Origin of the sequence: Paenibacillus donghaensis (assembly GCF_002192415.1) — a bacterium.
GTDB lineage: Bacteria > Bacillota > Bacilli > Paenibacillales > Paenibacillaceae > Paenibacillus_AQ > Paenibacillus_AQ donghaensis.
Map to the genome: position 1 here is coordinate 2,623,669 of NZ_CP021780.1, position 12,387 is coordinate 2,636,055.

Annotated in this window: 9 protein-coding genes; 8 read left to right on the forward strand and 1 reads right to left on the reverse strand. The window is 53.0% G+C overall.

From position 1 onward, the window contains the following. The first annotated feature begins 4 nt into the window (after positions 1-4). Genes B9T62_RS11475 through B9T62_RS11490 form a run of 4 tightly spaced genes read left to right on the forward strand, consistent with a single transcriptional unit; the run spans position 5 to position 4,591 of the window. Positions 5-982: an ABC transporter ATP-binding protein gene (locus tag B9T62_RS11475; RefSeq protein WP_087915380.1), complete on the forward strand. Its 978-nt coding sequence runs from the start codon at positions 5-7 to the stop codon at positions 980-982. Continuing rightward, positions 979-2,058: an ABC transporter ATP-binding protein gene (locus tag B9T62_RS11480; RefSeq protein WP_157685576.1), complete on the forward strand. Its 1,080-nt coding sequence runs from the start codon at positions 979-981 to the stop codon at positions 2,056-2,058. Before B9T62_RS11475 ends, B9T62_RS11480 begins: the two co-directional genes overlap by 4 nt. Beyond that, the gene (locus B9T62_RS11485) at positions 2,055-4,076 is read left to right on the forward strand and encodes a S9 family peptidase (RefSeq protein ID WP_087915381.1); all 2,022 of its coding nucleotides are present in this window, start codon (positions 2,055-2,057) and stop codon (positions 4,074-4,076) included. The genes B9T62_RS11480 and B9T62_RS11485 overlap by 4 nt, the downstream gene beginning before the upstream one ends. Continuing rightward, complete coding sequence (locus B9T62_RS11490) at positions 4,073-4,591, forward strand: hypothetical protein (protein WP_211296448.1); 519 nt, start codon at positions 4,073-4,075, stop codon at positions 4,589-4,591. Before B9T62_RS11485 ends, B9T62_RS11490 begins: the two co-directional genes overlap by 4 nt. Positions 4,592-4,666: 75 nt before the next feature. Here the strand turns inward: B9T62_RS11490 and B9T62_RS11495 are convergent, their stop codons facing one another. Beyond that, a complete protein-coding gene (locus B9T62_RS11495) occupies positions 4,667-5,716 on the reverse strand; it encodes a LacI family DNA-binding transcriptional regulator (protein ID WP_087915382.1) in 1,050 nt (349 codons plus the stop codon). 311 nt (positions 5,717-6,027) lie between these two features. Between B9T62_RS11495 and B9T62_RS11500 the strand changes: the two genes are divergently transcribed. From B9T62_RS11500 to B9T62_RS11515, 4 genes are all read left to right on the forward strand, one after another. Then, entirely contained in the window at positions 6,028-6,171 is a 144-nt protein-coding gene (locus tag B9T62_RS11500) for a hypothetical protein (RefSeq protein ID WP_425436727.1), read from the forward strand. Between the two features lie 81 nt (positions 6,172-6,252). After that, positions 6,253-8,928: a glycoside hydrolase family 78 protein gene (locus tag B9T62_RS11505; RefSeq protein WP_087915383.1), complete on the forward strand. Its 2,676-nt coding sequence runs from the start codon at positions 6,253-6,255 to the stop codon at positions 8,926-8,928. Positions 8,929-9,110: 182 nt separating this feature from the next. Continuing rightward, positions 9,111-10,925, forward strand: a complete 1,815-nt coding sequence (locus tag B9T62_RS11510) for a sensor histidine kinase (protein WP_087915384.1) — start codon at positions 9,111-9,113, stop codon at positions 10,923-10,925. A gap of 98 nt (positions 10,926-11,023) precedes the next feature. Further along, positions 11,024-12,376, forward strand: a complete 1,353-nt coding sequence (locus B9T62_RS11515; RefSeq protein ID WP_087915385.1) for an ABC transporter substrate-binding protein — start codon at positions 11,024-11,026, stop codon at positions 12,374-12,376. The last annotated feature ends 11 nt before the right edge of the window (positions 12,377-12,387 follow it).

The following is a 12,387-nucleotide window of genomic DNA, read 5'->3' on the forward strand; positions in this document are numbered from 1 at the left end:
CCAAATGACAGCGAAACTGCTTGAAGTCAATAATCTGCATACCTCTTTCAAAACGGAGGACGGAGTTGTGCCTTCGGTGGGCGGGGTCAGCTTTACGGTTGGCCGGGGTGAAACGCTGGCCATTGTCGGCGAGTCCGGTTCCGGTAAAAGTGTAACCTCCTTGTCGATCATGGGGCTGGTAGGTTCGCCGGGGAAAGTGACGGCAGGAGAAATCCGCCTGGAAGGCAAGGATTTACTCCAGCTCTCCAAGCGGGAGATGCGCAAATACCGGGGCAATGTGATTTCGATGATTTTTCAGGAACCGATGAGTTCGCTCAATCCGGTGTTCACAGTGGGCAATCAGATCCGTGAGGTGATTCAGCAGCACCGGAGGATGAGCAAGCAGGAGGCCAAGGCGCGGAGCATCGAGATGCTGGATCGTGTCGGCATCCCGGGAGCGGCCAAGGTAGCCGGGTATTTCCCGCATCAGCTGTCCGGCGGGATGCGCCAGCGGGTGATGATCGCCATGGCGCTGGCCTGCCAGCCGAAGCTGCTCATCGCCGATGAACCGACAACGGCGCTTGACGTAACGATCCAGGCGCAAATTCTGAAGCTGATCGGCCAGCTGAGCAAGGAAGAGAACACAGGCATTATTCTCATCACCCATGATCTGGGGGTTGTGGCCGAGATGGCGGACCGGGTGGTCGTGATGTACGCCGGGGAAGTGGTCGAGGAGGCGAATGTGTTCGACCTGTTCGAGAAGCCGGGGCATCCGTATACGATTGGTTTGCTGGCCTCCCTGCCCAAGCTGAATGAGCAGCGGGAGAGGCTGGATTCGATTCCGGGAACGGTGCCGAACCTGCTTAGAATGCCGGGTGGCTGCCCGTTTCATCCCCGCTGCCCGTACGCCCAGGAACAGTGTACGAAGGTGCACCCGGACTTGCGCGAGAAGGCGAGCGGGCATCAGGTACGGTGCTTGCGTATGGAGGAGGTATCACCATGAATGAAGCCGGGAACGTAATCGGGCGGGTCGCACAACAGACGCCATTGCTCGAAGTCCAGGGACTGAAGAAATATTATCCGCAGCAAAAAGGCTGGTTCTCCCGCAAAGGCGGGGACATCAAAGCAGTGGACGGCGTAAGCTTCCGGGTGATGCCTGGCGAGACACTGGGGATAGTAGGTGAATCGGGCTGCGGGAAATCTACGACAGGCCAGATGATTACGCGGCTGCTTGAGCCGACGGAAGGGAAGATTCTGTTCCAGGGCCGCGACTTGACGGCGTTATCCGCAGAGGAGACCCGCAAGGTCAGGAGAGATTTGCAGTTTGTGTTCCAGGACCCGTATTCTTCCTTGAACCCGCGCATGAAGGTATTTGATATTGTGGCCGAACCGCTTGAAGTGCATGGGCTGGCCAAAGGGAAGGAACTGAGGGCTGAAGTATTCCGCCTGCTGGAGACGGTGGGTCTGGGGGCGCATCTGGCTGACCGCCACCCGCATGAATTCAGCGGCGGGCAGCGGCAGCGGATCGGCATTGCCCGGGCGCTGGCGATGAAGCCGAAGCTCGTCGTGTGCGACGAGCCGGTATCGGCGCTCGATGTGTCGATTCAGGCCCAGATCCTCAATCTGCTCAAGGATCTGCAAGCACGGTTCCAGCTCACCTATATCTTCATTGCCCATGGGCTGCCATCCGTGAAGCATATCAGCGACCGGATTGCGGTCATGTATCTGGGCAAAATTGTGGAGCTGGCGGACCGGGATGAACTGTTCGCAAGGCCTCTGCATCCATATACGGAAGCGTTGCTTGAGGCAGTTCCTGTACCTGATCCGAGGCTGCGCAAGGAGCGGATTCCGCTCTCCGGGGAGATTCCCAGCCCGGCGAACCCGCCGTCCGGCTGCGCGTTTCATCCACGCTGCCCGTATGCCCGGGAGATCTGCCGGCAGGAGGCTCCGCCGCTTGCCGAACATGTGCCGGGCCATCTGGCGGCCTGCCATTTTCCAATATCCAGCCAGGAGATGTCTCAGGCCCCGGTGATTCACACGGGACGACATGCTCTACTGAAAGGGAGCGAACCTAAATGAGTACACGGCCTATCCTGCCTGAGGATTTATACCAATTTCATTGGATCAGCAGTCCCTCCGTCCATCGGGATGGAGCGGTAGCCTGCGTGCATACGTCTATAGACAAAGACAAGAATGACTATCTTACGCAGCTTCATATCATTGCGCCGGATGGCCGTGGGGAATCACGCCTGACCTTAGGAGATCAAGATTCTGCTCCGGCTTGGTCGCCTAACGGTTCTCAGCTGGCTTTTGTGAGGATTGCGGAAGGAAGGAAGCAGCTCTGGACGGTCCCGGCCGGGGGCGGAGAGGAAACGCAGCGTACCGCTATCAAGCGGGGGGTGGGCGGTTTTGTCTGGTCGCCGGACGGGAAGTATATCGCTTTTACGAGCCGTATCAGTCTGGATGCCGGAAGGGAAGACATGTCCATTGAGGAATACATTGAGCAGTCCGGCCGGGTGGGGCGCAGCTTCGAGCGGACTACGCCCAAAGCGGAAGGCTCAGGCTGGTGGGACGGAATGTTCAGCCACTTGTATGTTGTAGAGCTGGATACGAATACCGTGTCTCTAGTGACCTCAGGGGCCTGGGATGCAACCGGCCCGGAGTGGTCGCCGGACAGCACGGCGATTTCCTTCATCTCGAAGCAGGTGGAAGAGGAAGAGGCGGATGCAGATCTGCTTCAATACGCCGATGTATACACGGTTAGCCGCACCGGCGGACAGCCCGTCAAGATAACGGACTCCAGCCTGGCTGTTAGCCAGCTTGCTTATTCATTGGACGGCAACCAGCTGTACCTGATTGCCAGTGACCGGACTTACGGCAGCGGCAGCCACAACCGGCTCTATACTGTGGCGGCATCGGGCGGCAGCCCCGGGCTGCTAGTGCCGGGGCTGGATATGCAGCTGGGCAATTTTGCGCTGAATGGTATGAAATCGGCGGTGCCTTCCCGCAGTCCGCAGGTCGTTGCAGCTGACGGCCGGGAATGGATTTATGTCCTGGGAACGATGCAGGGCTCTGTCCATGTCTACCGCTTCTCGCCGGACGGCACCTATGAGCCAGTGACATCAGGCAAGGGTAGAGATATCTATCAATATACACTGTCTGCAGATGGGCATGATCTGGTATTTGCCGCGCTTGAGGCTTCGGGGCCGGGAGAGTTATATCGTCTGAATGTGCAGACCGGAGAAGAACATCGGATCACCGGGTATAACGATGAAATACTTGCGGAGCTTCAAGTAAATCTCCCGGAAGAATTCATCTACACCTCGTCGGACGGACTCCGCCTGCAAGGCTGGATCATCAAGCCTGCCGGGCTTACAGCGGATAAACAGATTCCGCTGATCCTTCACATTCACGGCGGGCCGCATGCAATGATCACCGGTGCTTACAGCCACGAGATGCAGACGCTGGCGGCGCAAGGGTATGCGGTTCTGCTGCTGAACCCGCGCGGCAGCTTCGGGTATGGGCAGGATTTCGCCAAGGCCTGCCGGGGAGACTTCGGCGGTGGAGATTGCCAGGATCTGCTGGACGGTGTGGATGAGGCGCTGAAACGTTACGATTATACCGATGCTGCGCGGCTGGGGATTGCCGGCGGAAGCTATGGCGGACTCATGACCAACTGGATCATTGCCCACTCGGGCAAATTCCGTGCGGCCGTATCGCAGCGCTGTATTTCCAACTGGCTGTCCTTCTACGGACTGAGCGATATCGGCATTTCTTATACAGAAGGGATCGTAGGCGGCAATCCGGCGGAGAATCCCGGCCTGCTCTGGTCTAAGTCCCCGCTCGCCCATGCGCACCGCGTCGAAACGCCGCTCCTCCTTATGCATGGAGAGAACGATTTTCGCTGCCCGGTCGGTCAGGCTGAGGAATTCTACACCGCACTGAAGCGGCTCGGCAAGACCGCCAAGTTGATCCGTTACCCGGGTTCGAACCATTCCCTGCTTAAGCTTGGCAAACCGTCCCTGCGCGTGGACAGCTTTGAACAGGTGAATGCCTGGTTTCACGACTATTTACGTAAGGGAGAGGAAGAGCAATGAGCAGTGTACAGCTATCCATCCCGGTGGCCATGCTGGTAGAGAACGCATTAACCAGCGGCGAACCGGCTGAGATTATTATCGACTGGCTGCGGCGGCGGGAATTCGCCCCTTTGCAGGGCAAGGTCAAGGATCAGGAGATGAATTTCGCGGAACGGCTGGATACGGCAGCCGAGCTTGGCGACCCCTGGGAAGAAGCCATCCGCAGCGGATATGCCTTCAAGTTCCTGCATATCGGAGGCCTGAAGCGGCTGCTGGATTTCCGGTTCAACCGGAAGATAGAGCAGGATTTCGTGCAGGAGGGGACGAGCCTCAGACATCTGTATTTGAGTCCGCAGGAGATTGCAGAGCTGCGCCCGCTGATCAGCAGACAATGGGAGGTACGCGAGGAAACCGGATCGGGTGCTGACCGGAAAGGGCTGAGTACGGAGGAAGCGGCTGTAGATGATACTGCCTTAAGAGAAACGGCCGGGAGTGAACGGCTTTTGCAGGTAAGTGTGGAGCTGAAGTATCAGTAGCTTTCGAAAAAGCCGCGAAACCCCTGAAGGTTATCGCGGCTTTTTTGCTGTGAAAAGGATTCCTTATGCGTTCAGTTAGGCTGGGGTCACAGCCGCGGGTGCTGCACAGGACAAACGTTCCGTGAAGAGGGTGTCCACCACCGTCTTCACACTGGTGCGGCTGTCACCGCTCATGGAGTCTACGAGTAAATCTACCGCGGTAATGGCCAACAGCTCCTTCTCCACATGAATGGTGGTCAGCTCGGGCGAGACAACGATGGATTCGCGGATGTTATCGAAGCCGATCACGGAGACATCCTCAGGAACATTCAGTCCAAGCTCTGCCAGCGTCTTCATTACACTGATGGCAATATAATCGTTCTCACAGAATAGTGCAGTCGGGAATCCGCCTGAAGCCTGCTTGTACGCCGACAGCTGCTCCTTGAAGGATTCCTGTACCGAAAGGACGGTAGGGGAAACTGTAAACACGCGAGAGTCCGGCAGATCCAGATTTAATTCCTTCAAGGCGCGTTTGAAGCCACGCTTACGTGAGTCGAAGTTGTGAATCCGCACGGAGGAGGCAACGTAGCCAATTTCGCGATGGCCGATATCATGCAAGTGAACAGCTGCCTGATGAGCGCCCATTATGTTATTAATCTCAACAAAATGAATCGGAAGCGTCTCATACAGGGTATCCAGCACCACGATGCTGGGCATTTTCGCCGCGATAGTGGCAACTTGCTCCCGGGTGAGATTGGTGCCGAGCAGGATTACACCGTTGCCGGAATTCTCATCGGCGACCAACTCGATATCACGCTCGAAGAATTCCATATCTACAGAGGAGAAGAGCATGGAATAACCCTTGGAGCGGGCGCGCTCCTCCGTATGCTGGATCAATTCACGGAAAAATGGCTGCTGGTAGAAGTCCTCCAGTACAATCCCCGAATTGGTGAAGGCCAGAAAAAGCAGCGTTTTTGCTTGTTTGGCTGGAGCCGCAGGTTTAATCCGGGCGGCATAGCCCGAATCCTTGGCGATACGCAGAATCCGGTCGCGTGTCTCAGGCCCGATTCCCGGTTTGCCGTTTAAGGCCAAGGAGACTGCTGCTTTGGATACATTAGCTATCTTCGCAATATCTTCCATCCTCATGGGTTGATTCTCCATTCGTTCATCAAAATTCCTGTAAACAAGTTAATTCTACTACTGAACTTAAGTGAAATCAAGTTTGTACATACAATTAATTATACTTAATTTAAATGATTATTAAGTTAGTGTTAACTAAAATATTCTCTAAAATCAATTGACGGCACTGATTTCTGGTGATATTATGGCTCTTAAGAGGTAATCCACTGAACGACACCCACAAAGTTAAGTTAATATTTATATTTAGTTAAGTTCTTGATGCTGTTCAGCAGGCCTGTTGATCCTCTCTCTAACTACATTGCACGGAGGAATTGATAATGAAGAAGCTAAAGCTTGGTTATGCTCCGACACGGCGGTTCACATTTAGCGCAGAAGATGCCTTCCGCTACAAAGTAACGATCCGCCAGAAGATGGAATCCTTCGGACTCTGCGGCGCTTTAATGTTCCCTTCACTTATGTGACGAACTGCAGGGTCGATGATCCTGTTTTTGAAAGGGGTTTCACCAATTCTGGAGTTGATCTAAATAATGGAGGAACTTGTGATGACAATTTCGGTTACAGGCTGCAGGACTGAATATTTGGACAATCCGCTGGGACTCGACGAGCTGCATCCACGCCTGTTCTGGAGGCTGGAATCAGAAGGGGCGGCTGCAGCACAGACTGCGTATCAGATTCTGGTGACTGCCACCCGGGAGGGGCTGGATCAGGATGAAGGCGATATGTGGGACAGCGGCAAGACGGACAGCAGTGAGTCCACCCATATCAGCTATGAAGGTAAGGCGCTTCAGGCCGAAAGCACCTATTATTGGAAGGTCCGTGTGTGGGATGAACAGCATAAGATATCGGCCTGGAGCGAACCGGCGCTGTGGAGTATGGGCATCCTGGCCCGTACCGGCTGGAAGGCCAAATGGATTGGCCGCAAAGCCGAAGCGGATCTGAACAGGCAGCCTGCGCCCTTTTTCCGCAAGGACTTTATATTGAGGTCTGAAGTGAAGCGGGCAGTGGTCTATGCCACGGCGCTTGGGCTGTACAATCTGAGAATGAATGGCCAAAAGGTAGGTGACCTGTTCACCCCGGGCTGGACGGATTACGATAAACGGGTTCAGGTTCAGACCTACGATGTTACGGACCGAGTGACGCAGGGGGATAACGCTTTGGGCGTTATTCTGGGCGATGGCTGGTATGCAGGAACGGTTGGCTTTATTTCAGACAAGATATACGGCGAGCGCCCCTTTCTCTTTCTGCAAATGTCTGTAGAGTACAAGGACGGCACGAAAGAGCGGATCATCACGGATGACAGCTGGAAAACAACAAGAGGCCCTATAGAGTATTCTGACATGATCCTGGGCGAGAGTTATGATGCGACCCGGGAACTGCCGGGCTGGGACCGGGCAGGTTATGATGATTCCGGCTGGGAGCTGCCGGACATCCGGCCGGGATATAACGGACTGCTGGTAGCGTCCATGGAACCGCCAATCCGGATTACGAAGACGATTCAACCGTTAAGTGTGCGGAAGACCGAATCCGGAACCTATATCTATGATATGGGCCAGAATATGGTTGGCTGGTCGGAAGTGAAGGTCAAGGGTGAACGCGGGACGCGAATTACACTCAGCCACGCAGAGATGCTGAATTCCGATGGCAGCATGTATCTCGACAATTTGCGGGTGGCGGTGCAGCAGGAGCATTACATTCTGAAGGGCGCAGGCGAGGAGCGGTACGAGCCGCATTTCACCTTTCACGGTTTCCGTTATGTCGAGCTGGCCGGATATCCGGGAGAACCTGATCTGGATACGATTACCGGCAAGGTGATTCATTCGGACACCCCGGTATCGGGCAGTCTCGAAACCTCTGATCCGATGGTTAATCAGCTGTATTCCAATATTACATGGGGACAGCGCGGCAACTTTTTATCCGTGCCGACGGACTGTCCGCAGCGGGATGAACGGCTCGGCTGGACGGGGGATGCACAGATTTTTGCCCGCACGGCTTCTTACAATATGGATGTGTCCCGCTTCTTCAATAAATTCATGTGGGATATGATTGATGCCCAGCAGCCTTCCGGCGCATTCACGGACGTGGCACCGGATGCCGGCTGGATGCGCTACAAGATGTGGAGTACGCGGCTGGACTGGTTCGCTCCCGATAACGCGGGCTGGGGGGATGCCGGTGTCGTGATTCCCTGGACGTTATACCTAATGTACGGGGACGTGCGCGTTCTGGAAACTCATTATGATGCCATGGTTCGCTGGGTAGAGTATCTGGAGTCGATGTCGGATGATTGGGTACGGCCGGATTATGCCAACTATGGAGATTGGCTGTCTATCGGTGCGGATACACCTAATGATGTGCTGGCTACCGCCTATTTTGCCTACAGCACGAAGCTGCTGTCCTTTATTTCCAAGGTGCTGGGCAAACCTGAAGATCAGGAGCGTTTTGAGACCTTGTTCGCCGGAATCGCCGGTGCTTTCCGGGATGCTTTTGTGGCGGCGGACGGCCGTATTCAAGGGAATACACAAACCGTGTATGTACTTGCGCTGCAATTTGGCCTTTTGACACCGGATCAGCAGACAATGGCTGCCCGGCATCTGGTTCAGGATATTGAAGGCCGGGGAAACCGGTTGTCTACAGGTTTTCTCGGCGTAGGTTATCTATTGCCTGCACTGACTGACCATGGACAATTGGATGTGGCCTATTCGCTGTTAACCCAGGAAGAATTCCCCTCCTGGATGTACTCGATCAAACATGGAGCGACAACGATTTGGGAACGCTGGGATGGCTGGACCGAGGAGAACGGGTTTCAGACGCCGGATATGAATTCCTTCAATCACTATTCCCTTGGCTCTGTGGGAGAGTGGATGTTCCGCTATATGGCGGGTCTGGAGACTGATCCGCAGCAGCCCGGGTTCAAGCATTCCATCATCCGTCCGCAGCCGGGCGGGAAGATCACCTCGGTTAAAGCAGGCTACGAAAGCTTGTACGGCAGTCTTAAGGTGGAGTGGCAGCTGGCAGAAGACGGAGAATTCCGGCTTACCGTACACATTCCGGGGAACACAACGGCTACCGTATACCTTCCGGGCAGCGAGGCCAAGGTAGAGACAGATGCCCATGCGCTGGCTCAATCTATTCCTGCACCAGAAGCTGAATTGCATGAGGCAGCGGCCTTCCGCGTCGGCTCGGGAACCTATAGCTTCACCTCCCGGATTAAGAAAAGTTGAACTTGAAAAATTAAGAATATGGGAAAAAGTGGTGAGGAGAAGTTTGGAACTGTAGGAGCGTCAGCGGCCGGAAGTCCAAACATTCTCTTTAGCCATGACCCATCCCAAAATTCATAAATCATAGGTTCATAGATACATGCTCTGATGATTATGGTGTCTCACTCCATAGAGAGGGTGGGTTTATGCAGTTATGGAATCATTTCCGCTACCGGATTTCGGGCATCCGCACAACGCTGCTCTTAAGCTATTTGGTTATTATTTTTAGTTGTATTGCCATGGTGGGAGCAGCCTCCTACTATATTTCCTACAAATCGATGCTGGAGAAAGTAGAGACGGCCAGCTTCCAGATCGTGCGCCAGATTGAGAATAATATGGACAACGATATGCACAATAAACGCAATCTGCTGCTGTCTCCCTATTATAATCAGCAATATATAGATGATATCAACGCCTATGCCTCTATGAACAGCGAGAGCAGATTTGTGATCGGACAGAGCTTCGAGGACTTGTATCTAAAAACATTCAACACGACTCCAATCACGGACTTCGTCCGTTTTCGGATCTATTACAGCACAGGGGAAATGCTGAGTTCTTCCAATAACAGCGTTCCCGTGGAACCGGCTGAAGTGAGAAATGAACGATGGTTCAGGGATACGGTGCACAAGGACGGAATGGTGAACTTCATTAACGTTCCAGACTCGGGAGTTGTCTCCGAAGAGCGGACCATTGCCTACTCGACAGCGATCCTGATTCGCGATTTCGCCAACCCCGATCAATTCATTGTGGTTCGTGCCGATTACAGCGACAGCTTATTCCGCAACATTTCCCGGCATGCCGACCTTACAGGGAACAGTAAATTTCTTGTGCTGGATGAGAACAATATCCCGGTTTATGTTACGAAAGGTTATACAGAACAGCTGATGCAGGATATTCTGTCCCGTATAGAGGGCAAGCAAGGGAAGTTCTGGTTTAATCACGAGGCCAGCCCTTACTTTATCTCCTATACACGTTCAGAGTATTCGGGCTGGAAAACTGTGCTTCTGATGCCGAAGGAAGAAATTATCAGCCCGCTGCACTCGATAAAAACGGCGGTTATGTATACAGGCGTGTTCGCCTTCATGATCACCTTTCTGCTCTCTATTCTGCTGGGTCGAATGATCACGAAGCCGATTCTTGATTTACATAAAAGCGTCAACCGGATCAAACGCGGCGATTTCTCAGCGGGGCTTGATGTGAGCCGCAGAGATGAAATCGGCCGGATCGCAGTGAATTTCAATGCGATGCGCAATGAATTGCAAATGCTGATTGAGAACAAATATATATACCAGATCAAGCTGCAGGAGGCAGAGCTGGCGATGCTCTATTCGCAAATCAATCCGCATTTCCTCTACAATACCCTCGACAGTATTAAGGCTATGGCAGACTATTATGCTGTGGAAGTGATTAGCGAGATGGCACAGTCACTGGCAGATATGTTCCGTTATAACATCAAGAACAGTGATGAAGTAGTGTCCTTGCGTGAGGAATTAGAGCAGATTGAGGCTTATATCAGAATTCAAAGCTTCCGGTTTGAGGGGAAGTTTCACTATAGTGTGGACGTGGAAGAAGAACTGTACGATTATCCAATGTTGAAAATGACCTTGCAGCCACTCGTCGAGAACGCAGTCTTCCATGGAATTGAGCCGATGAGAGGGAAAGGCATGATTAGGATAACTGCCCGCAAATATGCGGACGGTGTACATCTGAGTGTCAGCGATAATGGGGTGGGCGTCATCGAAGAACGGCTGGCGAAGATCCGGGCAGACCTTGTGCGTCCAGTAGTGCAGGAACAAAATCTGAGCTTGTCCTCCGGTGCAGGGATTGGCATTCGTAATGTGTATACCCGCTATGCTATTCGTTACAGCAACAGAGTGGAGTTCCGGATCGATAGCGGGGAAGGGGCAGGTACGTTGATTACGCTGATTCTTCGGGAGGAAGCTGCAGGAAAGTCGAAATAATCAACACTAAAGGTCAAGATCGTGAATGGGAGATAGAAAGCGCTTGCATTAAGATGGAGGAGCAGCAGGGAACAAGAATAATAGGGAGGTTATAGCAAATGAAAAAAATAAAAATGGTATCAATGTTGCTCGCAGTATCTTTGGCATTACTTGGTTTGGCAGGTTGCGGAGGGAATAACAGCCAGAATAGTAAAGCCGCAAGCGGCAATACAGCCAATTCAGACACAAGCGCCACAGAGACCAAAGCCAAGGACCCGGTTACGCTTAGCTTCGTGATACCCAATACGGTAGATACAGCACCCTTTGCCCAGTTGTTCGGGGAATTCGAACAGCAGACAGGCAATACAGTCGAGCTACAAGCGCTTCCGGGCGGGGAATTCGACAACATGATGAAGACGCGTTTCTCTACCGGTGATTTCCCGGATTTGTTCCTGATGCAGCCGGGTACGAAGCAATACGTCAAGCTGCGCGCGGATGAAATGCTGTATGAGTGGTCCGGCGATGCCGATGTGTGGTCCCGAATCATTCCTTCCATGAAGGAAGCCCAGACCCTGGACGGTAAAATCTATGGTGTTCCTTATGGAGCTACCGGTATGTATGGAGTGTTCTATAACAAGGATGTTTTTGCAAAAGCTGGCGTAGAGCCGCCCAAGAATTATGCCGACCTCATTACGATTGCCAAAAAAATCAAAGCAACGGGTGTTACCCCCTTCTATGAAGGTGTTAAGGACGGCTGGCCTGCTCAAATCTTCTATCTGACCGGTTGGGTATCGAATGTGGACCCTGCCATCGGAGATGAAGGCGTGGCTAAGCTGCAGACGAATGAACTGAAGATGAATGCGATCCCAGAGCTGAAGAATCTGTTTGTTAAACATAAGGAGCTTATTGATTTAGGCTTGTATCAGGATAACGTACTGGCAGGTACCTTTGATGAGATGCAGACAATGCTTGGCGAAGGCAAAGCCGCAATGGTTTTCAATCTGGACGGCATTGTCCCGCAGCTGGAGAAGAAGTTCGGCAAAGCGTTCGTTAACGATAAGTTAGGCTTCTTTCCGTTCCCTTCAGACGCTGATCAGGGAGTGGCAGTAGTTACGCCACCGAATCAGCTGATGATTCCTACACAAGCCAAACATGCGGATGCTGCAGTCGAGTTGGTGAAGTTCATGCTTACACAAGAGATGACTGATCTGTATTATGCTGCCGCTCCGGGAATTCCAATCTTTGAGAAGGCCAAGGTGGAGCTGGTCCCGGTACAACAGACCGTCAAAGACTTGATGGAAGCCGGTAAATCCCAAATCAACATCCAGAACCGCCTCACTCCGGTCTTTGCAGATTTCCAGAAGCTGCTGCAAATCTTCTTTATCGACGGTGATGTGGATAAGGCATACAACGATTTCGCAGCCAACTATGAGAAGGACGGCAAATCTAAGCTTCTCGAAGGCTTCAAGTAAGCAGAGAAAAG